The sequence below is a fragment of the Comamonas thiooxydans genome (assembly GCF_002157685.2).
Lineage (GTDB): Bacteria > Pseudomonadota > Gammaproteobacteria > Burkholderiales > Burkholderiaceae_C > Comamonas > Comamonas testosteroni_H.
The window spans coordinates 594,556-619,417 of the sequence record NZ_AP026738.1; the positions used below are offsets into that span (position 1 = coordinate 594,556).

General features: G+C 64.8%; 16 protein-coding genes, 1 pseudogene and 1 riboswitch. Of the genes and pseudogenes, 12 read left to right on the forward strand and 5 right to left on the reverse strand.

Annotated elements, in window-relative coordinates:
- The first annotated feature begins 19 nt into the window (after window positions 1–19).
- From CTR2_RS02740 to CTR2_RS02750, 3 genes are all read left to right on the forward strand, one after another.
- On the forward strand, window positions 20–1,258 hold the full coding sequence (locus CTR2_RS02740) for an alpha-hydroxy acid oxidase (protein WP_087085173.1): 1,239 nt from the start codon (window positions 20–22) through the stop codon (window positions 1,256–1,258).
- Window positions 1,259–1,577: 319 nt separating this feature from the next.
- The gene (locus CTR2_RS02745) at window positions 1,578–5,657 is read left to right on the forward strand and encodes a Pls/PosA family non-ribosomal peptide synthetase (protein ID WP_087085172.1); all 4,080 of its coding nucleotides are present in this window, start codon (window positions 1,578–1,580) and stop codon (window positions 5,655–5,657) included.
- Window positions 5,657–6,268, forward strand: coding sequence for a 4'-phosphopantetheinyl transferase family protein (locus CTR2_RS02750; RefSeq protein ID WP_087085171.1), 612 nt, complete (start codon window positions 5,657–5,659; stop codon window positions 6,266–6,268). The genes CTR2_RS02745 and CTR2_RS02750 overlap by 1 nt, the downstream gene beginning before the upstream one ends.
- Before the next feature lie 75 nt (window positions 6,269–6,343).
- On the opposite strand, the gene CTR2_RS02755 is transcribed toward CTR2_RS02750, so the two are convergent.
- The 5 genes from CTR2_RS02755 to CTR2_RS02775 form a co-directional block, all read right to left on the reverse strand.
- Complete coding sequence (locus CTR2_RS02755; RefSeq protein ID WP_087085170.1) at window positions 6,344–7,630, reverse strand: TRAP transporter large permease; 1,287 nt, start codon at window positions 7,628–7,630, stop codon at window positions 6,344–6,346.
- A 142-nt stretch (window positions 7,631–7,772) separates the two neighbouring features.
- A complete protein-coding gene (locus CTR2_RS02760; RefSeq protein WP_087085169.1) occupies window positions 7,773–8,288 on the reverse strand; it encodes a TRAP transporter small permease in 516 nt (171 codons plus the stop codon).
- Between the two features lie 202 nt (window positions 8,289–8,490).
- Window positions 8,491–9,477, reverse strand: a complete 987-nt coding sequence (locus CTR2_RS02765; protein WP_087085168.1) for a TRAP transporter substrate-binding protein — start codon at window positions 9,475–9,477, stop codon at window positions 8,491–8,493.
- A 251-nt stretch (window positions 9,478–9,728) separates the two neighbouring features.
- On the reverse strand, window positions 9,729–10,529 hold the full coding sequence (locus tag CTR2_RS02770; RefSeq protein ID WP_087085167.1) for an HAD-IIB family hydrolase: 801 nt from the start codon (window positions 10,527–10,529) through the stop codon (window positions 9,729–9,731).
- Window positions 10,530–10,675: 146 nt separating this feature from the next.
- Window positions 10,676–12,304 carry a peptide chain release factor 3 gene (locus tag CTR2_RS02775; RefSeq protein WP_087085166.1) on the reverse strand — a complete coding sequence of 543 codons (1,629 nt, stop codon included), beginning with the start codon at window positions 12,302–12,304 and terminating at the stop codon, window positions 10,676–10,678.
- 265 nt (window positions 12,305–12,569) lie between these two features.
- Between CTR2_RS02775 and CTR2_RS02780 the strand changes: the two genes are divergently transcribed.
- From CTR2_RS02780 to ahcY, 9 genes and pseudogenes are all read left to right on the forward strand, one after another.
- The gene (locus CTR2_RS02780) at window positions 12,570–13,844 is read left to right on the forward strand and encodes an MFS transporter (RefSeq protein WP_087085269.1); all 1,275 of its coding nucleotides are present in this window, start codon (window positions 12,570–12,572) and stop codon (window positions 13,842–13,844) included.
- Window positions 13,845–13,952: 108 nt separating this feature from the next.
- The gene (gene kdpF / locus CTR2_RS02785) at window positions 13,953–14,048 is read left to right on the forward strand and encodes a K(+)-transporting ATPase subunit F (protein WP_003061706.1); all 96 of its coding nucleotides are present in this window, start codon (window positions 13,953–13,955) and stop codon (window positions 14,046–14,048) included.
- A 115-nt stretch (window positions 14,049–14,163) separates the two neighbouring features.
- Window positions 14,164–15,870, forward strand: a complete 1,707-nt coding sequence (gene kdpA, locus CTR2_RS02790; protein ID WP_087085165.1) for a potassium-transporting ATPase subunit KdpA — start codon at window positions 14,164–14,166, stop codon at window positions 15,868–15,870.
- 64 nt (window positions 15,871–15,934) lie between these two features.
- Window positions 15,935–16,648 carry a potassium-transporting ATPase subunit KdpC gene (gene kdpC / locus CTR2_RS02795; RefSeq protein WP_087085164.1) on the forward strand — a complete coding sequence of 238 codons (714 nt, stop codon included), beginning with the start codon at window positions 15,935–15,937 and terminating at the stop codon, window positions 16,646–16,648.
- Between the two features lie 3 nt (window positions 16,649–16,651).
- Window positions 16,652–18,742, forward strand: coding sequence for a potassium-transporting ATPase subunit KdpB (gene kdpB, locus CTR2_RS02800; protein ID WP_087085163.1), 2,091 nt, complete (start codon window positions 16,652–16,654; stop codon window positions 18,740–18,742).
- 86 nt (window positions 18,743–18,828) lie between these two features.
- Window positions 18,829–19,716: pseudogene (locus CTR2_RS02805) on the forward strand (TorF family putative porin).
- A 29-nt stretch (window positions 19,717–19,745) separates the two neighbouring features.
- On the forward strand, window positions 19,746–22,439 hold the full coding sequence (locus tag CTR2_RS02810) for a sensor histidine kinase (RefSeq protein WP_087085162.1): 2,694 nt from the start codon (window positions 19,746–19,748) through the stop codon (window positions 22,437–22,439).
- A 35-nt stretch (window positions 22,440–22,474) separates the two neighbouring features.
- Window positions 22,475–23,182: a response regulator gene (locus CTR2_RS02815; protein ID WP_034379245.1), complete on the forward strand. Its 708-nt coding sequence runs from the start codon at window positions 22,475–22,477 to the stop codon at window positions 23,180–23,182.
- Window positions 23,183–23,200: 18 nt separating this feature from the next.
- Window positions 23,201–23,297: riboswitch (S-adenosyl-L-homocysteine riboswitch) on the forward strand.
- 75 nt (window positions 23,298–23,372) lie between these two features.
- Window positions 23,373–24,803, forward strand: coding sequence for an adenosylhomocysteinase (gene ahcY, locus CTR2_RS02820; RefSeq protein WP_087085161.1), 1,431 nt, complete (start codon window positions 23,373–23,375; stop codon window positions 24,801–24,803).
- Window positions 24,804–24,862 lie beyond the last annotated feature (59 nt).

Genomic DNA, 24,862 nt, shown 5'->3' on the forward strand with positions numbered 1-24,862 from the left:
CGTTTCAGCGGCCACTTCCATGCAAGCCCGATTCGATATCGAGAAATTCAACGCTCCTGCATCGTCTGCACCTTCCCGCGCGGATGCGCAGCCGGGCACGCCTCGCAGGCTGCGCGGCATTCTGTCTCTGGATGATTTCGAGACAGCGGCGCGCAGGCATCTGCCGGCGCCCATCTTTGCCTATGTGAGCGGCGGCTGCGAGACCGACAAGTCCCTGCGCGGCAACCGCGAGGTCTTCGACAGCTACCGCTGGATGAGCAGCGTGCTGACCGACACCTCAGGGCGCACGCTGGCAACGACGTTGATGGGGCAGACCTACGCAGCTCCCTTCGGTATCGCGCCGATGGGCATCAGCGCACTGTCCGCCTATCGGGGCGATCTGATCCAGGCACGGGCCGCTGCGCGGGCCCATATCCCGGCCATACTCAGCGGCACTTCGCTGATCGCGATGGAAGAGGTGGCCAAGGCCAACCCGCAAGCCTGGTTCCAGGCCTATGTGCCCGGAGAGAAGGAGCGCATCCTCAGGCTGCTGGAGCGTGTCGAGGCCGCAGGTTTCAAGACCCTGGTGGTGACGGTCGACACGCCGGTCTCGGGCAACCGCGAGAACAATATTCGCGCGGGCTTCTCGACACCGCTGCGGCCCAGCTTGCGTCTGGCCTGGGACGGCATCACCCATCCGCGCTGGCTGCTGGGCACGGCCCTGCGCACCCTGGTTTGTCATGGCATGCCGCATTTCGAGAATTCGCAGGCCACGCGCGGCGCGCCCATTCTCTCCTCCAGCGTCACGCGCGACTTTGGCGCACGCGACCATCTGAGCTGGGATCATCTGGCCCTGATCCGCCAGCGCTGGCAAGGCAATCTGGTCGTCAAGGGCATTCTGCGGCCCCAGGATGCGCTGTCCGCGCGCGACGCAGGGGCGAACGGCATCATTCTGTCCAACCACGGCGGCAGGCAGCTCGACGGCTCGATATCGCCCATGGAGACGCTGGCGCAGGTGGTCGATGCGCTGGGGCCCGAATATGCGGTCATGATCGACAGCGGCTTCCGGCGTGGCAACGATGTGCTGCTGGCACTGGCACTGGGAGCCAAGTTCGTCTTTGTGGGCCGGCCCTTCAATTACGCAGGAGCCGTGGCGGGGGAGGCGGGAATCCTGCACGCGGCCGGCATTCTGGCCTCCGAGATCCGGCGCAATATGGCCTTGATCGGTGTGCAAAGCCCGCACGGCATGCGGCGCGAGCACCTGCACCGCCGCAGCTGATCCCGCAGGGTAAGGCCACGAATTGCTTGCCGCAGGCATGTGCGTATGCGGCGTCGGCACAATGGGCAGGAGTCCCAGCAGGATGAAGCGTGCGGCCAGGAGCAGCTGCACCTTGACGCGAGGTCGTCTCTCCAGCCGTCGAAGGCCTGGCAGGTCCGCCGCCGTGGCTGCTCTCCATGAATGCAAATATTGTGCGACGTCGGGGCGGGAAGCCGGCTGCGCAACACTGAAAGCGAGCGGTACGCTCAATAATGGCAGACAGAAAAGAGCGGCGCCACCAGGTTCGGACGCATGGTTGCTCCGGGTAAGCCGCTGATCTATGTCTGACACTGTTGTTTTACGTGGGCCCGAGCGGCCAGACCTGCTGCGCCACGAGGTGCTGGCCGATATCTTCGAAGCGACTGCAGCAGCCCACCCTGAACAGATCGCGCTGATCGAGGGACAGGGCGAGCAGTTGCGTCAGTGCAGCTATGCGGAGCTGGACGCTGATGCCAGCCGCGCCGCGCACCGGCTGATCGAGGCCGGCGTGCGCCCCGGCGACATGGTGGGCCTGTGGCTGCCGCGCGGCATCGAGCTGCTCACGCTGCAGCTGGCGATTGCCAAGACGGGCGCGGCCTGGCTGCCCTTCGACGCCGAAACCCCGCCCGAGCGTATCGCCACCTGCCTGGAGGATGCCAGCGCCAAGGCGCTGCTGACAGCGCAGCGGCAGGTTCAGGTGGTGCAAGGGCAGGCAGGCATTGCTGCCCGGATCTTCACCGAGACCGAGCTGCTGGCACCGCTGCCGGCGGGCGCCGCGGTGCGCCACCGCGAGGGCGCGCTGCCCGGCCACCCGGCCTATGTGATCTACACCAGCGGCTCCACGGGCAAGCCCAAGGGCATCGCCATCACCCAGGGCAGCATCTGCCACTTCCTGCGCAGCGAGAACGCCCGGCTCGGCGTGCGCCAGACCGACAAGGTCTACCAGGGCTTCTCGGTGGCCTTTGACATGTCGTTCGAGGAGATCTGGATCAGCTACCTCGTAGGCGCGACGCTGTGGCTGGCGCCGCGCGAGATCGCCGGCGACCCCGAGGCGCTGCCGCGCGCGCTGATCGAGCAGCAGGTGACGGTGCTGCACGCCGTGCCCACGCTGCTGGCGCTGTTCGCGCAGGACGTGCCCAATCTGCGCCTCATCAACCTCGGCGGCGAGATGTGCCCCGAATCGCTGGTGGCGCGCTGGGCCAACGGCCATCGGCAGATGTTCAACACCTACGGCCCCACCGAGGCCACGGTGTCGGCCAGCCTGGCCGAACTCAAGGCCGGCGAGCCGGTGACCATCGGCACGCCGCTGCCCAATTACGGCCTGGTGGTGGTGCAGGTGATCGAGGCCGACAGCTTTCCGGCCGGCACCGCGCCCGCTCTGGTGGGATTGCCGCGGGGCGAGGTGGGCGAGCTGTGCATCACCGGCCCTGGCGTGGCCGCCGGCTACCTGGGCCGCCCGGAGCTGACGGTCGAGAAATTCCTGGCCAACCCCTGGGCCAACGGGCCGCACGACACGCGCCTGTACCGCACCGGTGATCTGGCGCGCATCGACGAGCATGGTCAGATCCATTGCCTGGGCCGGGCTGACGACCAGGTCAAGATCCGCGGCTTTCGCGTGGAGCTGGGCGAGATCGAGGCGGTGCTGGCCCAGCAGCCGGGCGTGGGCACCACGGCGGTGCTGCTGCGGCGCGATGACGGCATGGACCAGCTGGTGGCCTTCTATGTGCCCGGTGAGGTGCCGCCCACGCACACCGCGCTGCGCAGTGCGCTGGCCGAGCGCCTGCCGCCCTACATGGTGCCCGCGCGCTTCGAGACGCTGGCCGAGATGCCGCGCCTGACCTCGGGCAAGATCGACCGCAAGGCGCTCAAGGCCATGGAGCTGTCCACCGCGGTGGACCTGTCCGATTCCGACACGGCGCAAACACCGGCCGAGGAAGTGCTGTTCGCCGCGCTGGCGCAGCTCTTTCCGGGCCAGCCCATCCGCAGGGGGCTGGATTTCTTCAGCGACCTGGGCGGGCATTCGCTGTTCGCGGCGCGGCTGACCTCGCTGCTGCGCGCCGATGCGCGCTTTGCGCAGGCCACGGTGAGCACCATCTACCAGCAGCGCCGCATCGGGCTGATCGCCGAGGCGCTGCAGGCCGCGATGCCACAGGGCGATGCCCCGGCGCGGGAACGGCCGTTCCGCATCCATTCCGCATGGCGGCGCTGGCGCTGCGGCGCGGCCCAGGCGGTGGTGATCCCGCTGCTGGTGCTGATCAAAATGGCGCAGTGGCTGGCGCCGTTCTTCACCTACCACTTCTTCACCGGCGACGAGACCGACTCGGTCTGGTTTGCCGTGGCCATGTCGGTGCTGGCGTTTGCGATCGCCACCCTGGCCGAATTCGGCATCGCCTGGGCCGGCAAGTGGCTGGTGGCCGGGCGCCTCAGGCCCGGGCGCTACCCGCTGTGGGGGCTGACCTACTTCCGCTGGTGGTTTGCCGACCGGCTGGTGGAGGCGGTGCCGATGGCGATGATCACCGGCTCGTCGCTGCACCCGCTGTGGCTGCGCGCGCTGGGCGCCAAGGTGGGGCGCGAGACCAACCTCGGCTCGATGACGGTGCGCGCGCACGACCTGCTCTCGATCGGCGACGGCGTGAGCATCGGCAACGCGGTGAACCTGGAGAACGCCCGCGTCGAAGGCGGCGAACTGGTGCTGGGCCGCATCGATATCGGCGACGAGGCCTGCATAGACTCGTACGTGGTGGTCGAGGGTAATACCCGCATGGGGGACTGGGCGCACCTGGAGGGCCAGTCGGCGCTGGCCGACGGCATGGTGCAGCCAGCGCGCAGCGTGTGGGCCGGCTCGCCCGCGCGGGCCGTGGGCGAGTTCGACCCCGCCAGCCTGCCGCCGCGCCAGACTGCGGGCCGGGCGCGCCTGGTGTGGGAGATGTTCGTCTTTCTGGCGGGTGGCCTGCTGGTGGCCACGCTGTTCTTCATGCCGGTGTTTCCCACCTTCATGTTGATCGACGTGCTCGACATCGATGCGATCTCGGTGCGGCCGCTGCTGGAGCATGGCGTGGTCGATGCCGTGGGCGCGTTCGTCCTGCGCTTCGTCAAGTTCTTCCTGCTGGCGCTGCCATCCAGCGCAGTGCTGGTGGCCTGCACGGTATTGGTGGCGGCGCTGGTACGCTACCTGTTCCTGCCGCGCACCCGGGCCGGCACCTGGTCGCTGCACAGCGGCCGCTACCTGGGCAAATGGCTGGTGAACCAGATCCAGGAGGCGAGCCTGGGCACGCTGCACGGCATCTACGCCACGGTCTACTCCTCCACCTGGTACCGGCTGCTGGGGGCCAAGGTGGGCAAGCAGACCGAGCTGTCCACCGCGCTTGGCGTGGTGCCCGACATGCTGACGCTGGGCGACGAATGCTTCGTGGCCGATGCCGTGATGCTGGGCGACGAACTCATCGACGGCGGCTGGATGACGGTCAAGCCCACGGTGGTGTCGCGCCGCAGCTTCATCGGCAACGGCGCCTACGTGCCCGATGGCTCGACCATCCCCGAGAATGTGCTCATCGGCGTGATGACGGCCGTGCCGCGCAATGCGGACATGCAAAGTGGCGACACCTGGCTGGGAGCCCCCGCGATCAATTTGCCGGCGCGCGAGCTTGCACAGGGCTATCCAGAGCATCTGACGTTTGCCCCCTCTGCGTGGCGGCGAGTCGCACGCGGATTGGTGGAGGCGGTTCGCATCGCCGTTCCACATGCGCTGGTGATTGCCGTCGGCTATGCCATTGTGCTGGATGCGATGCCTCTGGCCTCTGAAGAGCGCTGGGGGGCCGTGGTGCTGGACCTGGCCATTTCGGGGGTGGTCTTCGGGATCGTGGCGTTCTTTCTGGTGGCGCTGTTCAAATGGCTGACGATCAGGCGCTACGGCAAGACGGCCGTGCCCATGTGGACACCTTTTGTCTGGCTCTCCGAAGCCGCGACCAATATGTACGAGGGCATGGCCGTGCCCAACTTCCTGCGTTACCTGCGTGGCACGCCCTGGCTGCCACTGGCCATGAACCTGATGGGCTGCAGGATTGCTGCCAGCGTCTATCTGGATACCACCGACATCACCGAGCATGACTGCGTGACGATCGGCGCCCACAGCGAGCTCAACGCACTGTGCTGCCCGCAGACTCATCTGTTCGAGGACCGGGTGATGAAGATAGACCATGTGTCCATAGGTAGTCGCGTGACCATGGGCGCGCGCTGCACTGTGCTCTACAGTGCCAGCGTCGGCGACGACGTGCAGCTCGGCCCGCTGACCCTGGTGATGAAGGGCGAGACCCTGCCCGCGCGCACGCGCTGGGAGGGCGCGCCGGCCGCACCGGCCCGGCGTCGCACCGGGATGGCCTGATGCAGATCCGGCCCTGCCTCCTTGCCGGCGAGCAACGGGCCGGTGCGCCACAGTTGCGATTGGTACAGGGTCTGGATGCCACGGACCGTGACAGGGCGCGTGGCCAGGCTCGGGCCGCGCTGCGTGCCTGTCTGGCACCGGAGCTGGGCTGTACCGAGGCCGAGCTGGAGGTCAGCAATGTGCGCAACCAGGCACCGCAGCTGTTGCTGCGCGGCAAGCCGCTTGCGGCGCCGCACTGTTCCATCAGCCATGCGCCGGGACTGGCACTGCTGGCCTGGCATGGCCGGGCTGCGGTAGGTGTGGATATCCAGGCCGTGGACGCGACTGCGCCGCGCCGCGAACTGGAGGATGTGGCGCGCCTGTTTCTGAGTCCGGAAACCGCTCGGAAGCTTCTGGATATTGCGCCGGATACTCTTTTCTTCGAAGCATTTGCGAGCGCCTGGACGCAGCACGAAGCCAGGCTTAAATGCGCTGGCCTGGGCCTGGCGGAATGGAGCGGCTCGCTGCAGGCGCGGCTGACGGGCATGGACTGCGCACCGCTGGAGCCTGCAGCTGGCTATGCGGGCGCCGTGGCCTGGTATGGCGCTGCCGGCAGCGGCGGCCTGCGCTGAACAGGCCTTGTATCAGGATTCCGGTCGCCAACAAAAAAGGCTGCCGGAGGCAGCCTTGGCGGATGAGCGCAGTGCTTACTGGAAGCCCAGCGTATGCGGCAGCCAGGTGGACAGTGCCGGGATGAAGGTCAGCAGGCACAGCACGACGAAGTGGGCCAGCAGGAACAGCGGCATCTCGCGCGTCAGCTCGGTGATGGAGACGCGCGTGGACACGGCGGTCACGAACAGCAGGCCGCCGACCGGCGGCGTGATCATGCCCAGTGTGAGGTTGACGATCACCACCATGGCGAAGTGCGTGGGATCGATGCCCAGGCTGAAGGCGATGGGCGCGAGAATGGGCACCAGAATCATCACGCCGGGCAGCGGCTCCATGAAGATGCCGAAGACCAGCAGCAGAATGTTCACGGCAATCAGGAACATGACGGGCGAGAGTTCCCAGCTCACGATCAGCTCGGACAGATACTGCGGAATGCCTTCCACCGTGAGCACCCAGGCAAACGCGGCCGAGGTCGCCATCACCAGCAGCACCGAGGCCGTGAGCATGGCCGAGCGCGCCAGGATGCCGGGCAGGGCCGACCACTTGAGCGTGCGGTAAACCCATTTGCCGCAGACCAGGGCATAGAACACGGCCACGACGGACGCTTCCGTGGGCGTGAAGATGCCGAAGCGGATGCCGACCACGATGAGCACGATGAGCATCAGCGCGGGGATGGCCTTGAAGCTGGAGCTCCACATCTCGCGTGCCGAGGGGCGCGGCTCGGTGCTGCGGTAGTTGCGCTTCTTGCAGACCCACCAGTTGACGGCAGCCATGGCCAGCGCGATCAGAATGCCGGGAATGAAGCCGGCCATGAACAGGCCGCCCACGGACACGTTCTCATCTTGCAGCGCATAGATGATCATGCTGACCGACGGCGGAATGATGGGGCCGACGATGGCGGTGCTGGCCGTCAGCGCGGCTGCATAGGGACGGCTGTAGCCGGCCTTGTCCATCATCTTGACCATCATGGAGCCGGGGCCGGCTGCATCGGCCAGGGCCGAGCCCGAGATGCCCGAGAACATGGTCAGCGACAGCACATTGGCATAGCCCAGGCCGCCGCGCAGATGGCCGACGAACTGGGCGGCAAAGCGCAGCAGCACGGCAGTCAGCGCACCGCCGGACATCAGCTCTGCGGCCAGGATGAAGAAGGGCACGGCCATCAGCGGAAAGCTGTCGATGCCCGTGAACATTTCCTTGAAGACGATCAGCTGTGGATAACGTCCGCCGACAAAGACCGCCAGGGCTGCCGAGATGGCCAGCGCAAACGCCACCGGAAAGCCCAGCGTGAGCAGGGCGATGATGGCAACAAATAAAGTGATACCCATGATGTTTCAATCGATCAGTGATTCGTGGCGCAACGCATAAAACTGGCCTGACCCAAGCCTGGGACAGCGAGCAAGGGCCGCCCCGCAGCGAGGCTGTCGTCCCCCTTCCAGGGGGAAGGCGCGCAGCGACTCAGGGGGTGTTTCATATCGACGCTGCGGCATCCGCATCCATTTCATCGGACTCGGCGAAGCTGCCTGCGGCGATGTAGCCGCGTGCGATGAACAGCAGATGGATCAGCATCAGCACAAAGCCCACGGGCATGGCGCCGTAGATATAGGAGATCGGGATGTCCGTGGCCGCTGTGGTCTGAAAGCGCGTGGCGTACACGTACTGCGAGGAGGTCACGGTCATCACGACAAAGAAGACCGCCAGGACGACTACGACAAAGCCGCGCATGGCCTGCGCCTTGCGAGTGCTCACGCTGCGGTGCAGATTGTCGATGGCCACATGGCCGCCAAAGCGCAGCACCAGGCCGGAGCCCAGAAAAGTGACCCAGATCATCATGTGTCGGGCCACTTCCTCGGCCCAGACGATGGAGTCGCCCGTGGTGTAGCGCAGCACCACGTTGGCAAAAACGATGCAGGCCATGGCCAGCAGCAGCAAGATCAGCAGCCAGCGATTGCCGGCTACGAGAATGCGTTCGATACGATCAAGCATAGGAGTGGGGGTGAGCAGAGGCAGCGGCGAAACCTGCCGCAAGAGCCGGCTGCGTCACGGAGTTGAAGGCTGCGTCATCATCGGCGGGAATTGGCGCAAGTCCATTCGTGCTGACCGCAGCCGGGCAAGGACCTGCCTTGCCCAGGAGGGAGAAAAATGCACGGGCCTGACTCCGCGGAGGCAGGCCCATGTTGCCGGTTGCTTACTTGACGGCGGTGATGGAGTCCAGCGTCTTCTGGCCGAACTTCTTGGCGTATTCCTTGTAGGCGGGCTCCAGCGCGGTGCGGAACGCGCCTTGGTCGACCTTCTCCACGACCTTCATGCCGTTGGCCTTGGCTTCTTCAACGCCCTTTTTCTCCACGTTGTCCACAAAGGCGCGCGAGGCCAGTGCACCCTTCTTGGCGGCTTCCGTGAAGGCGGTCTTCTGGGCGGCGTTCAGCGATCCCCAGAACGAGGGCGACACGATCAGGGCCATGGGGGCGTAGACGTGGGAGGTCAGGGTCAGGTGCTTTTGCACTTGCCACAGCTTGGCGGACACCAGCACGGAGATGGGGTTCTCCTGGCCGTCGATCGTGCCTTGCTGCAGCGCACCGATGACTTCGGGCCAGGACATGGGAGTGGGCGAGGCACCCAGGGTGCGGAAGGCCGTGATGTGCACGGGGTTCTCGGTCACGCGGATCTTCAGGCCCTTGAGATCGGCCACGCCATTGACGGCATGCTTGTTGTTGCTCAGATGGCGAAAGCCCTGCTCGCCCCAGGCCAGCGCGATCAGGCCGCGCTTCTGGAACTTGGCCAGCAGGTCCTGGCCGAAGGCGCCGTCCATCACGGCACGTGCGTGCTGGGTGTCGCGGAACAGGAAGGGGATGTCCACCACGCCCACATCGGGCACGAAGTTGCTCAGGGCGCCGGTGGAGACGATGGCGGCTTCCACGGTGCCCAGTTGCAGGCCTTCGATCAGTTCACGCTCGCCACCCAGTGCGGAGGCGGGAAACTGCTTGAACTTGTAGGCACCGTTGGTGCCTTTTTCCACGCCTTCGGCCCAGGCGTTGGCGGCAGCGCCGTAATGGGAATTGACGGCCAGCGCATAGCCGATCTTGACTTCCTTGCCTTGGGCAAATGCAGTGCCTGCGGTCAGGGCGGCTGTTGCTGCCACGGCCGTGGCGACGAAGGTGCGGCGAATCATGCGCATGGTGTTGGTCTCTCAGAAATGTTTTGAAATGAATCAAAAATTGTAGTGAGTGCCAACCGTGGGTTTTTACGCACCCGGGGGTCGTCTTGTACGGGTGGGTGCATCGTGTTTGGCGATGGATGGGCATCAAAAAAGGCCTCTGTGCCGGCAAGCACGGAGGCTTTTGAAAATGAGAGCTGCTTGCGCTTGTTGTCAAATGATTTCAGATTGTTTTGATTGTGAAATCATTTAGCGAAGTGCGGTAACAGCTACTATTTTTGTGGAGTCAGCAACTGATCCGCAAGCTGCACAAAACCGTCGCCGCGCTCGGCCGTGGTCACATGGCGCGGCAGATGTTTGAGCTGGGGCACGAAGCGTGCGATATTGGCCACGCCCACGCTGTGGGGCATGTGCTCGAACATCTGCTGGTCGTTGGTCGAGTCGCCGATATACACCCAGCGCGCCAGCGTGGCGTCCAGATCGATGTCGAACAGCTCGCGTGTGATCCAGCGCGCACCTTCGAGCTTGTTGTGCTCGCCGAACCAGCCGTTGATGTGGATGGAGCTGACGGTGGCGTTCATGCCCGCGGCCTTCATGATGGCCACGCATTCATCGATCTGTGCCTGGGGCATGTTCGTGAACTCGCTGTGATCCACGGCGATATCGCATTCGCGACCGGCCGAGTCCGTGGCACGTCTGGCGCCGGGCACGGTGGCTTCGATTTGCTCGAGCACCTGCTGCATGCGGGCAAAGTTGCGGGCACGCTCATCGGCAGATTGCTGGTAGAGCTTGTCCAGGCCGCCCTGGGCATTGCGGCGCAGGGCCACGGCACCGTTCTCGGCCACGATGGCGTCCACGGGCCAGGCCGATGCAAACGGCACGCTCCAGCCGACAGGGCGGCCGGTGATGGGCACCACTTTCAGACCCGCATCCTTGAGGCGCGCAATGGCGGCCACCACATGCTCGGGCACCACGCCGTCGGTGGTCAGCGTGTCGTCGATATCGGTCAGCACGCCCAGCAGCTTGGCAGGCGTCTGCAGTTCAGACAAAGGACGCAGAAATTCTTGGCTCACAGAAAACTCTCAATGCATTGCAAAGGACGCTTGAGCCTGGCGCGGCCCATCGGCGTGACGCCGAGCAAGGGCCGCCCCTTACGCTCAGGGCGTCGTCCCCCTCCAGAGAGGGGGAAGCGGCAAAGCCGCTCAGGGGGTGATCACGCTCAGTTCGCTGAGCCTAGTGCCAGGCCCGCATGCTCGCGCAGCGGGTGGAAATGGATCTTGGGGAAACGCTCCTGCGCCAGGCGCACGTCATAGGGGCTGGTGCACAGATAGGCCAGAGTGTCGGCCGCATCGTGCGCCAGACGCATGGGATAGGCGTTCTCGAACTCGCGCAGTTCGGCGGGCGAGTCGGCCGTGATCCAGCGTGCCCCGGTGTACTGGCAGCCTTCCAGGCGCACGTCGCAGTCGTACTCGGTCTTCAGGCGGTGCTGCACCACTTCGAACTGCAGCTGACCCACGGCGCCCAGCAGCATATTGCCGCCGACATCGGGCTTGAAGACCTGGATCGCGCCTTCCTCGCCCAGCTGCATCAGGCCTTGCTGCAGCTGCTTGGTACGCAGCGGGTTCTTGAGCACCACGGTCATGAACATTTCGGGTGCGAAGAAGGGCAGGCCGGTGAACTGCAGATTGGGGCCGTCGGTGATGGAGTCGCCCAGCTGCACGCCGCCGTGAATCGTGAAGCCGATGATGTCGCCCGCATAGGCTTCGTCAACGGCCTCGCGGCGCTGCGACATGAAGGTCACCACGGAGGTGGGTCGCAGCTCCTTGCCGGTGCGCTGCACCTTCATTTTCATGCCAGGCGTGTACTTGCCACTGGCCACGCGCACAAAGGCGATGCGGTCGCGGTGATTGGCATCCATGTTCGCCTGCACCTTGAACACCACGCCTGCGAAGGTCTTGTCTTCGGGGTTGATGGTGACTTCTTCGCGCTGGCGGTTCACTTCGGTGAAGGCGACGCGCGGGCCGGGCGGGGGCGACATGTCGACCACGGCGTTCAGCACTTCCATCACACCGAAGTTGTTCACGCCGGAGCCGAAGAACACGGGGGTCAGCTTGCCTTCCAGAAACGCCTGGTGGTCCCATTCGGCCGATGCGCCCTGGGCCAGTTCCATGCTCTCGATGGCATCGTCATAGGCCTGGCCGAAGCGGGCGCGCAGCCTGTCGACTTCCGTCAGCGCAATGACTTCGAAGTCTTCGGGGCGCTTTTCGCTGCCGGCGGCAAACACCGTCATGCTCTGCGTCTGCAGATTGATGATGCCGCCGAAGCTCTTGCCCTGGCCCACGGGCCAGGTGATGGGGCAGCAGGGCATGCCCAGTTCGCGCTCGACTTCGTCCATGATGTCCAGCGGGTCGCGCACTTCCCGGTCGAACTTGTTGACGAAGGAGATGATGGGCGTGTTGCGCTGGCGGCAGACTTCGATCAGGCGGCGGGTCTGCGATTCCACACCGTTGGCCGCGTCGATCACCATCAGCGCCGAGTCCACGGCCGTCAGCACACGGTAGGTATCTTCCGAGAAGTCCTTGTGACCGGGAGTGTCGAGCAGGTTGATCACATGGTCGCGGTAGCTCATCTGCATCACCGACGAGGCCACCGAGATGCCGCGCTGCTTTTCGATTTCCATCCAGTCGGAGGTGGCGTGGCGCGAGGCCTTGCGGCCCTTGACGGCGCCGGCAATCTGGATCGCGCCCGAGAACAGCAGCAGCTTTTCGGTCAGCGTGGTCTTACCCGCGTCCGGGTGGGAGATGATGGCGAACGTACGACGGCGCCGGGTTTCTGGGGCGTATGACACAGTATTGAGAGCTGTAAATACAGCCGGAGAACGCCGGCTGTGACAACAAAAGGTGCGGCGGTCCGTTTGCCGCACCAGGCCCGCACCCATGCAGGGCAGACCTGTGAATAAGTCTTGAGGGCGCTTATTTTAACGGCAGGGCCAATTCTTGGAGATGCTGCGGAAATGCGGGCCGGGCGACGTCATTGGCCAAGGCCTGCGGCTGTGGCTGGCGGCAGATGCGCAGCACAATAGGGGCCTAGTCTCCGGCCCTCATTTTTCCCTCATGAACAGCGCCCCGCAGGATGTGAACACATCCTTACCCGCCCAGCCTCCAGCCTCTGCCGCCCCGGTATGGATCAAGCGCGGCACTCCCGAGTACTGGCGGGTCAGCGTGGCGCTGTTCCTGGCAGGGTTTGCCACCTTCTCCCTGCTGTACTGCGTGCAGCCGCTGCTGCCGGAGCTGGCCCACAGCTTTGCCGTCAGTCCGGCCCAGAGCGCGCTGGCGCTGTCGGTATCCACGGCCTGCCTGGCCGGCTCCATCGTGCTGGCAGGGGCCCTGTCCGAGGGACTGGGGCGGCGCAAGCTGATGTTCATCTCCATGGCCCTGGCGGCGCTGTGCAATCTGCTGGCTTCATTCATGCCGCAATGGCATGCGCTGCTGGCCGCGCGTGCGCTGGAAGGCTTGTTGCTGGGCGGCGTGCCTGCCGTGGCCATGGCCTATCTGTCCGAGGAGATCGACCCGCCCGGCCTGGGCTTTGCCATGGGCCTGTATGTGGGCGGCACGGCACTGGGCGGCATGCTGGGCCGGGTCGGCATGAGCGCGATGACCGAGTTCTGGGGCTGGCGCCACGCCATGGCTGCGCTTTCGGCGCTTGACCTGCTGGCAGCCCTGGGCTTTGTCTGGCTGCTGCCCAGCTCGCGCAACTTCATCAAGAAGACCGGGCTGGGGGCCCGGTATCACCTGCAGGCCTGGGGCCGGCATCTGCGCCATCCGGGCCTGCCGCTGCTGTTCCTGATCGCCTTCGGCCTGATGGGCGTGTTTGTCAGCATCTACAACTATGCCGGCTTTCTGCTCAGCGCATCGCCCTATGGCCTGAGCCAGCTGCAGATCAGCCATATCTTCTACGCCTATCTGCTGGGCACGGCGGCGTCGCCGATTGCCGGAGGGCTGGCCGACAGGCTGGGTCGCGGCCCGGTGCTGATTGCCGGCACTTTGCTGATGGCCGTGGGCGTGGTTCTGACCCTGTTGCAGCCGCTGGCCGTCATCGTGACCGGCATCGTCCTGCTGACGGCAGGGTTCTTCGTCGCGCATTCGGTGGCCAGCGGCTGGGTGGGGCGGCTGGCCATGCAGTCCAAGGGCCATGCATCATCGCTATACCTCTGGGGCTACTACATGGGCTCCAGCGTGCTGGGGGCCGGGGCGGGCTGGTTCTGGTCGCGCTGGGGCTGGACGGGCGTCGGTTCCGTGGCCCTGATGGTGCTGGCGCTGGTCATCGTGCTGGCCCTGCGCGTGCAGTGGCTGGCCAAGGTCGCGGCCGCGAATCGAGCCGCTTCTTGATGCCATCTTGATATCGGCAAGCCCAATCTCTACCCGTTCTTGACGGGCTAATTCCTAAAGTTCCTCCATCGCAATCAAGCCGCGTGAACGGCTTGCGGGAGGAATGAAATGACCATCACCTGGATTGAAGCCCTGGCCGCCCTGACGGCGCTGGGGCTGTTTGCCTATTTGGGCTATGCGCTGCTGCGCCCCGAGAAATTCTGAAGGGGCCGCCATGCAAGTGCTGCAAGACCTGATTTTTGTGAGCCTGACGGTGGTCTGCTTTGTCGGACTGCTGGGCTTTGTGCGCGCCCTGGCGCGTCTGTGAAAGGGGTACATCATGTGGTTACCCTGGATGGAATTTGCCGCCGTGCTGACTGCGGCAACCTTGCTGACCATACCCATGGGCCAATGGCTGGCACGCTGCTTTACCAGCGAGCACCATGGCTGGCTGGAGCGCCTGAGCTACCGGGTCATGGGCGTGAACCCGCAGGAGCGCATGGGCTGGCAGCGCTATGGCGCCGCCCTGGTCCTGAGCAATGCGCTGATGATGATGCTGGGTTATCTGCTGCTGCGCCTGCAGGGCGGACTGCCACTGAACCCGCTGGAGATTGCGGCGCAGGCGCCCGACCTGGCTTTCAACACCGCCGCCTCCTTCATCACCAATACCAACTGGCAGGCCTACGCGGGTGAGAACAGCCTGAGCAATGCGACGCAGATGGTGGTCATCACCTTCCTGATGTTTGCCGGTGCCACCACCGGTGTCGCCGCGGGCGCCGGTTTCGTGCGCGGTCTGGCGCGGTCAAGCGCCCAGGATATCGGCAACTTCTGGGTCGACTTCGTGCGCGTGTTCTGGCGTGTTCTGCTGCCGCTGTCCTTCATCATGGCCCTGGTCTATGTCTGGCAGGGCATCCCGCAGACTCTGCACACCGACGCGGTAGCGACGACGCTCGAGGGTGCCCGGCAGCAGCTGCTGATGGGACCCGTGGCCAGCCTGGAGAGCATCAAGCATCTGGGCACGAATGGCGGCGGTTTCTTCAGCATGAATGCGGCACATCCGTTCGAGAACCCGACGCCGCTGACCAATCTGCTGCACATCCTCTCGATGCTGCTGATCCCGGCCGGCATGACCTACGCCTTTGGCTCCATGCTGCTGCGCCGCAAGCAGGGCTGGGTGCTGTTTGCGGCCTGCATGGTGATGTTCGTCGGCTTTCTGAGCCTGGTGTTTGTGGCCGAGCAAAACGGCAGCCAGTTGCTGGCGCGAGCCGGAGCCGATCAGCAATACAGCCTGACCCAGAGCGGCGGCAATATGGAGGGCAAGGAGCTGCGCTTCGGCATTGCCGATACAGCCTTGTTTGTGGCCACCACGACAGCAGCCACCACGGGTTCGGTCAACGCCATGCATGATTCGCTGACCCCGCTGGGCAGCATCACGCCGCTGGCGCAGATGATGCTCAACTGCGTCTTCGGCGGCGACGGCGTGGGACTGATCAATCTGATTCAGTACGCCATCCTCACGGTGTTTCTGGCCGGCATGATGATTGGTCGTACCCCTGAATTCCTGGGCAAGAAGATCGAGGTGCGCGAGATCAAGCTGGTCATGCTTGCGGTGCTGGTGCCGCCGGCCTGCATTCTGGGTTTCACGGCGCTTGCCGCGCTCTGGCCGGATGCTGCAGCCAGTCTCAACAACCGCGGCCCGCATGGCTTCTCGGAGATTCTCTACGCCTATGCCTCGGCCACGGCCAACAACGGCTCGGCCTTTGCAGGGCTGAATGCCAACACGCCCTTCTTCAACACCACCACGGGCCTGGCCATGCTGGCGGGGCGCTTTCTGACGCTGCTGCCCATGCTGGCCGTGGCCGGCAGCCTGGCTGCCAAGGCCACCGTGCCCGCAGGCCCGGGTACTTTCCCCACAGCCACACCGCTGTTCATGGGGCTGCTGGTGTTTGTCGTGCTGGTGGTGGGCGGTCTGACCTTTCTGCCGGCGCTGGCCCTGGGGCCCGTGATCGAACACCTGCAAATGCTGGTGGCTCAGCTGTACGCCTAACGTCCTATCCCATTGATGCCAATGGTCTGCAGCCCATGCACGGCTGCAGACCAGGGAGCAAACCATGAAAACATCGACTCAAACTCTTTGCACTTCAGTGCTGCCAAGCCATGCACAAGCGCAGCCCGAGGCGCAATCCGCCTCCTGGCCACGCCTGCTGGGCAGCAGCGTGCGCGCTGCCTTGCTGGTGATGGCGGTCTCGGGCATTGCCTATCCCTTGCTGACCACGGGCGTGGCGCAGGCGCTGTTTCCCCAGGCGGCCAATGGCAGCCTGATCGAGCGCGAGGGCCGGATCGTGGGTTCGGCCCTGATCGGCCAGCAGTTCAACGGGCCCCAGTACTTCCACGGCCGTCCCAGCGCCACAGTCGCTCCCGATCCGACCCAGGAGGGTGCAAATATTGCGGCTCCCTACAACGCAGGCCTGTCCGGTGCCAGCAACCAGGGGGCAACGCACAAGGACTTGTCCGAAGCCGTGGCGCAGCGTGTCGCCCGGTACCGCGCCGATAACGGTCTGGCCTCAGACCTGGTGGTGCCGGTGGATGCAGTCACTGCGTCGGCATCGGGCCTGGACCCGCATATCTCGATGGCCAATGCCCAGCTTCAGCTGGCTCGTGTGGCGCAGGCACGCCAGCTGCCCCAGGCCAAACTGCAGGAGCTGCTGGCTCAGGCCACGGAGCAGCGCAGTCTGGGCTTGCTGGGTGAGCCGCGCGTGAATGTGCTGCAACTCAATCTGGCGCTGGATGCCTTGCAGCCCGCCACCGGCGCAGTGAAGGAGTAAGCCATGAGCACCAAGAAAATGACGGCAGGCCGAAGCCTGCTCGATGCCAAGCTGGTGAAATCGGCTCTATGGGATGCGGTGCGCAAACTCTCGCCGCGTACGCAGTGGGCCAACCCCGTGATGTTTGTGGTGTATCTGGGTGCGATCCTGAGCACTCTGCTGTGGTGGCAGAGCCTGATGGAGCCGGGCAGCGAAAACAGCGGCTTTGTGCTGGCGATTGCGCTGTGGCTGTGGTTCACCGTGCTGTTTGCCAACTTTGCCGAAGCATTGGCCGAGGGCCGCAGCCGCGCCCAGGCCGCCAGCCTGCGCGGCATGAAGCGCGATACCGTGGCCAAGCTGCTGCAGCAACCGCATTTCGGCAGCTCCTGGATTCCCATGCGCGCCAGCGAACTGCGCAAGGGCGTGGTCATCTTCGTGGAAGCCGGCGACACGATTGCGCTTGACGGTACGGTGATAGAAGGCGTTGCTTCGGTGGACGAAAGCGCGATCACCGGCGAATCGGCACCCGTGATCCGCGAGGCCGGAGGCGACTTCTCGTCGGTGACCGGCGGCACGCGCGTGCTGTCGGACTGGCTGGTGGTGGAAGTCACGGTCAACCCCGGCGAGTCGTTTCTGGATCGCATGATCTCCATGGTCGAATCGGCCAAGCGCCAGAAGACCCCGAACGAGATGGCTTTGACGATCCTGCTCGTGGGGTTGACGCTGGTCTTCCTGCTGGTCATCGTCACGCTGTGGCCCTTCTCGGCCTTTGCGGTGTCACAGGCCGGAACGGGCTCGGTGGTCGGCATTGCCGTGCTGATTGCGCTGCTGGTCTGCCTGATTCCGACCACGATTGGCGGCCTGCTGTCGGCCATTGGCGTGGCCGGCATGAGCCGCATGATGCAGGCCAATGTCATCGCGACTTCAGGCCGGGCCGTGGAGGCTGCCGGCGATGTGGACGTGCTGCTGCTGGACAAGACCGGCACCATCACCCTGGGCAACCGCCAGGCCTGCGAGTTTCTGCCGGCCCCCGGAACGAGCGCCGCGCAGCTGGCCGAAGCCGCACAGCTCTCATCTCTGGCAGATGAGACGCCTGAGGGCCGCAGCGTGGTGGCTCTGGCCAGGGAGCGCCATGGCTTGCCCGATCGCAGCAGCGAGGATTTTCCGGGCGAGTTCGTTCCCTTTACCGCACAGACGCGTATGAGCGGGGTGGATCTGCAGAGCCCGCAAGGCTTGCGCAGCTTGCGCAAGGGCGCCGCCGATGCCGTGCGCCGGCATGTCGAGGCGCTGGGAGGCAGCTTCCCGGCTCAGGTGCAACTGTCCGTGGACAACGTCTCGCGCAAGGGCAGCACACCTTTGGTGGTGGCCGATGGCGCCAAGGTGCTGGGCGTGATCGAACTCAAGGACATCGTCAAGCCGGGCATGCGCGAGCGCTTTGCCGAGCTGCGCCGCATGGGCATAAAGACGGTGATGGTGACGGGCGACAACCCGCTGACGGCTGCCGCCATTGCCGCCGAGGCCGGGGTGGATGACTACCTGGCAGAAGCCAAGCCCGAAGACAAGTTGCAGCTGATCCGCTCGCATCAGGCGGCGGGCCGCCTGGTGGCCATGACGGGGGACGGCACCAACGATGCTCCGGCCCTGGCCCAGGCCGATGTCGCCGTGGCCATGAACAGCGGCACCCAGGCTGCCAAAGAGGCCGGCAATATGGTGGATCTGGACAGCAACCCCACCAAGTTGATCGAGGTGGTGGAAACCGGCAAGCAGATGCTGATGACGCGCGGTGCGTTGACTACCTTCAGCATTGCCAATGATGTGGCCAAGTACTTCGCCATCATTCCTGCCGCCTTTGTGGGCACTTATCCGCAACTGGCCTCGCTCAACGTGATGCAGCTGCACAGCGCCGATTCCGCCATCCTGAGTGCCGTGATCTTCAATGCACTGATCATCATCGCCCTGGTGCCGCTGGCCTTGCGTGGTGTGCAGTATCGCGCCGTGGGCGCCGCCATATTGCTGCGCCGAAACCTGCTGATCTATGGCCTGGGCGGGCTGATCGTGCCGTTTGTGGGCATCAAGCTCATAGACCTGCTGCTGACCGCGCTGGGTCTCGTCTGAGTCATCTCCAAGCCTTGCTCTCTCGTTTCTCTGGCTTGTCCGCGTCCCAGCGGGCGCGGCAAGTCTGATCTGTTTGCTTCACCATCATGCGTCTCTCCCATCCCCAAAAAACATTTCACGCATCGCGTTCCTGGGTCATCAGCTCTGTGCTGTTGATGATTGCCTTGAGCTGTGCAAAGCCCTCTGCTGCCGAGGAAATGAAAGCGCAATCTGCTTCTGAAATCACAGCTCCTGCGCAGGCCGACAGCAGGTCTTCCCTGACCGGCTCGCTGGGCCTGATCAGTGACTACCGCTTTCGCGGCATCTCGCAGACCTAGCAGGGGGCTGCCGTGCAGGGCGGAGTGGAACTGGCCTTGCCCAAGGGCTTTTATCTGGGCACGTCGCTGTCCAATGTCTCAACCAACAGCTACGGCCGAGGCCAGGGGCTGGAACACGATATCTATGGTGGCTGGCGCGGCGAGCTCGTACCTGACTGGTTGCTGGATGCCGGGCTTTTGCAGTACCGCTATCCCGGCGCGCGCCTGAGCACAAGCGATGGCAGCAGCAAACGCTTTGACACCACCGAGCTCTATCTGGGGGCGACTCATGGTGGTCTGAGCATCAAATGGTCTGTGGCACTGACGCCTTATTTCGGCCTGGGTCAGAGTACCGCCGACTCGGCGTTTGCCACTGCGCTGCAACCAGCAGGCAGCAGCCGCGGCAGCCAGTATCTGGATCTGAACTACCAGCATCGGCTGGGCGATCTCGCCACCTTGGGCCTGCATGGCGGCTACACCTGGGTGCGCAATTACAGCGATGTTTCCTATGCCGACTGGCGCATCTCGCTATCCAGGGCCTGGGGCCCATGGACGGCATCGCTTGCCTACGCGGGTACCTCGGCCGATGCCAGGTACTACAGCGCCGTCAACAGTCGTGGCCAATGGCGTGATCTGGCGCGCAGCGGCTGGCTGCTGGGCCTGAGTGCCGGGTTCTGACCGGACTTGAGTGATACGCTGATCGCCTGATGCCTTCATCCACACCCTCATCCGCCGCGCAGCGCCCCGACCCCGACGCGCTGGTCGCTCAACTGCAGGCAGACCGGCAGCGCGCCCATCTCGGCAAGCTGCGCATCTACTTTGGCTCCAATGCCGGAGTGGGCAAGACCTATTCCATGCTGGCGGCCGCGCAGCGCGAGCGGCAGGCTGGGCGCAAGGTGCTGGTGGGGCTGGTGGAGACGCATGGCCGTGCCGAGACCGAGCAGCAGTTGCACGACCTGGAGCTGCTGCCGCGGCGCATGCTGGCCTACCAGGGCAGGCAGCTGGACGAGTTCGACCTCGATGCCGCTCTGGCACGCCGCCCGGAGGTGCTGCTGCTCGACGAGCTGGCACACAGCAATGTGAGCGGCTCACGCCATCCCAAGCGCTGGCAGGATGTGCAGGAGCTGCTGGAGGCTGGCATCGAGGTGTGGACCACGCTCAACGTTCAGCATCTGGAAAGCCTGAACGATGTGGTGAGCGGCATTGTGGGCATACAGGTCCATGAGACCGTGCCCGACCATATCTTTGACGATGCCGACGAGGTCATCGTGGTCGACATCCCACCCGAGGAACTGCTCAAGCGCCTCAAGTCGGGCAAGGTCTACCCGCTGGAGCAGGCCGAGCGGGCCTCGCGCAATTTCTTTCGCCAGGGCAATTTGCTGGCACTGCGCGAGCTGGCCTTGCGCCGCACGGCCGATCGTGTCGATGAGGACATGCGCGACTACCGCCGCGAGCGCTCCATCGGCGATGTCTGGCCCACGCGCGAGCGCCTGCTGGTGGGCGTGGGCGGCCGCGCCGGTGACGATGCCCTGGTGCGCCAGGTGGCACGCCTGGCAAGGCGGCTGGAGGCCGACTGGGTGGTGGTCTATGTGGATGCGCCGGAGCGCCAGCATCGGCCTCGGGCGGCGCAGGAGGCCGTGCTCAAGACCCTGGCGCTGGCGGCGCGTCTGGGCGCGGAAACGGCCACCATCCCCGGTGCCCATGTGGCCCAGGCTCTGGTGGACTTTGCGCGTGAGCGCAATGCCAGTCATCTGGTGCTGGCACGTGTGCATGAACCCTTGGGCCGCTGGCTGCGCTGGCGTGCCCCCAGCCTGTCCGAACAGATTGCGGCGCTGGATCCCGGCCTGGACGTGCTGCTGCTGTCCGTCAAGCAAAGCAAGAACGAGAGCACCTTGCGATTGCCGGCGGCGCGTGAAAATACCATTCCATGGAAGGGCTATGCGGGCGTGACCCTGGCTTGCCTGGCCGCGACAGCGGTGGCGGAGCTGCTGCTGCGAGTGTTCGACCCTGCCAATGTGGTCATGCTTTTCCTGCTGGTGGTGGTGCTGTCCGCCGTGCGCTGGGGACGCGGCCCCGGAGCATGGGCGGCCCTGCTTTCGGTGCTGCTGTTCGATTTCTACTTTGTGCCACCGCGCAACTCCTTCAGCGTCAACGATACGCAATACCTGTTCACCTTCAGCCTGATGCTGGGTGTGGCCCTGGTCTGCGGCCAGCTGACGGCGCGATTGCGCCACGAGGCGCGCGTGGCCGCAGAGCGCGAAAGGCGGGCCGGCGCACTGGCCAGGCTGGCGCGTGACCTGTCGGGTGCGCTGACGCAGGAGCAGGTCACGCAGATCGCGCTGACTACGATTTCCGGCGTTTTTGATGCCCAGACCGGACTGCTTGTTCCCGATGCCGATGAGCGCTTGCAGCTGGCACCTGGCAGCGAAGCTCAGATCGACACCAGCGTGGGTCGCTGGAGCATGGAGCATGGCCAGATGGCTGGTCATGGAACCGATACCCTGGCAGCTGCGCCGGCGCTTTATGTGCCGCTGATGGCGCCCGTGCGTTCGCGCGGCGTGCTGGTACTGCAGTTGCGTGCGCCGCAACGATTGCGAGTGCCCGAGGAGCGCCGCCTGCTTGAAGCCTGTGCCAGCCAGATCGCCCTGGCATTGGAGCGTGTGCATTTTGTGGAGGTGGCGCAGCAGACCCAGATCGCCATGGAAGGCGAGCGCATGCGCAACACCTTGCTCTCGGCCGTCTCGCATGATCTGCGCACGCCGCTGACGGGCATCCTGGGCGCGGCCCAGGCGGCCTTGCCGCATGCGCCGCAAGGTCCGGCGCATCACATGCTGGTGCAGATCCGCAATCAGGCACAGGCGCTGCAGCAATTGGTGGACAACCTGCTGGCCATGGCGCGCCTGCAGCAAGGCGGCGTGCAGCTCAAGCGCGAATGGCTGCCGGTGGACGAGCTGGTGGGCAGCGCGCTGGCGCAGATGCGCGAGCGACTGGCCGCTCATGCGCTGCAGACCTCGCTGCCGGCCGATCTGCCCTTGCTGCAGCTCGATGCCGTGCTGATGGAGCGGGTGCTGGTCAATCTGCTGGACAACGCCATCAAGTACACGCCCGAAGGCACGACGATCACCGTGGCCGCGCGTGTGCTGGGCAGCGATTGTGTGCTGAGCGTGCAGGATGCGGGGCCGGGTCTGCCCGGGCATCTGTCGGCTGAGCAACTGTTCGAGCCGTTCACGCGCGGCCAGGCGGAGAGTGCCGTGTTCGGCATGGGGCTCGGCCTGGCTCTGGCTCAGCGCATCGTGCAGGCCCATGGCGGCCGATTGCAGGTGGCACAGGCAGAGCCCGGCCCGGGCTCCATTTTCAGCGTACACCTGCCCGTGCCCGAGCAGCCGGCCATGGACGAATGAGCCGACAATCCCGTGCATCACATGCAAATCCGAACATGACAAGCGCCGCACCCCGCATCTTGCTGATTGAAGACGACGCCAGCATCCGCCGCTTTGTGCGCCTGGCACTGGAGGACGAAGGCTGGCAGGTGTTCGAGTCCGAAACCGCCAGGCGCGGCCTGATCGAGGCCGCCAGCCGCCAGCCCGACGCCGTGGTGCTGGACCTGGGGCTGCCCGATGCCGATGGCAAGACCGTGATTGCAGAGCTGCGCGCCTGGAGCCAGTTGCCGATTCTGATCCTGTCCGCACGCGAGAGGGAAGAGGAAAAGGTGGCGGCGCTGGACGCTGGGGCCGATGACTACCTGACCAAGCCCTTTGGCGTGCCCGAGCTGCTGGCCAGGCTGCGCGTGATGCTGCGCCGCCGCCAGCAGGCATCGGCGGCAGACAAGCCCGGCAGCTGTGCGCGTTTCGGTGCTCTGGTGGTGGATCTGGCGGCGCACGATGTCAGGCGTGACGGTGTGGCCGTGCACCTGACGCCCATAGAGTTTCGCCTGCTGGCGGCCCTGATTGCAGGCCATGGCAAGGTGCTGACCCACCGCCAGCTGCTGCTGCAGGTCTGGGGCGCTGAATATCTGGACCGCCCCCACTATCTGCGCGTGCACATGGCCAATCTGCGCCAGAAGATAGAGCTTGATCCGGCCCAGCCCCGGCATCTGGTAACCGAGTTGCAAGTCGGTTATCGCTTGGTGGGCCTGGAAGGCTGATTCCTTTATAATCGCTGTCCATCCGAGGAGCGTTGCAGCGTTCCCCAGCCAGCCATGAGCTGGTCTGCGCGGGGCGTGAGGCTCGGATTTCATCCCGCAACGACGCTCGCCCACGCTTTCTGTGCGGTGAGCCGGTTTATTCCCCCTCTGCTGCAGAACGTGGTTTTTCATTCAAGATTTGGAGAAAACCATGAACGCTGCCGTGCGCTTCAACCCCGCTGATTCGGCCATTACCGATATTTCCCTGGCTGCCTGGGGCCGCAAGGAAATCAGGATCGCCGAAACCGAGATGCCCGGTCTGATGGCCGTGCGTGAAGAGTTCGCCGCTGCCCAGCCCCTGAAGGGCGCGCGCATCACGGGCTCGCTGCATATGACCATCCAGACCGCCGTGCTGATCGAGACGCTGACGGCTCTGGGCGCACAAGTGCGCTGGGCTTCGTGCAACATCTTCTCGACCCAGGATCACGCAGCTGCCGCCATCGCCGAAACCGGCGTGCCTGTCTACGCCATCAAGGGCGAGTCGCTGGAAGACTACTGGAACTACACCCACTCCATCTTTGAATTCGGCGCCGCCGGCACCGAAGGCGAAGGCCCCAACATGATCCTGGACGACGGCGGCGACGCCACCATGCTCATGCACCTGGGCAAGCGCGCCGAGAAGGACCTGTCCGTGCTGGCCAACCCCGGTTCGGAAGAAGAGCGCATCGTCTTCGCCGCCATCAAGGCCAAGCTGGCCGTGGATTCCACCTGGTACAGCCGCAAGTCGGCCCAGATCCTGGGTGTGACCGAAGAAACCACCACCGGCGTGCACCGCCTGAACGAAATGTCGGCCAACGGCAGCCTGCTGTTCCGCGCGATCAACGTGAACGACTCGGTGACCAAGTCCAAGTTCGACAACCTGTACGGCTGCCGCGAATCGCTGGTGGACGGCATCAAGCGCGCGACCGACGTGATGATCGCCGGCAAGGTGGCTGTGGTGGCTGGCTACGGTGATGTGGGCAAGGGTTGCGCTCAGGCGCTGTCCGCTCTGCGCGCCCAGGTGTGGGTGACCGAGATCGACCCCATCAACGCGCTGCAGGCTGCGATGGAAGGCTACAAGGTCGTGACCATGGAATATGCCGCCGACAAGTGCGACATCTTCGTGACCACCACCGGCAACAAGGACATCATCCGCCACGAGCACATGGTCGCGATGAAGGATGAGGCCATCGTCTGCAACATCGGTCACTTCGACAACGAAATCGATGTCGCATCGATCGAGAAGTACGAGTGGGAAGAGATCAAGCCCCAGGTTGACCACATCACCTTCCCCGATGGCAAGAAGATCATCCTGCTGGCCAAGGGCCGTCTGGTGAATCTGGGTTGCGCCACCGGTCACCCCAGCTTTGTGATGTCCAACTCGTTTGCCAACCAGACCCTGGCGCAGATCGAGCTGTTCACCCGCCCCGACGCCTACGAAGTGGGCAAGGTCTATGTGCTGCCCAAGGTGCTGGACGAAAAGGTGGCCCGCCTGCACCTGAAGAAGGTGGGCGCACAGCTGACCGAGCTGACCGAAGCGCAAGCCGCCTATATCGGCGTGAAGAAGGAAGGCCCTTACAAGCCTGAAACGTATCGCTACTAAGCACCCCCTGAGCGGCTTTGCCGCTTCCCCCTCTCTCTACGCGCTTCGCGCTATGGGAG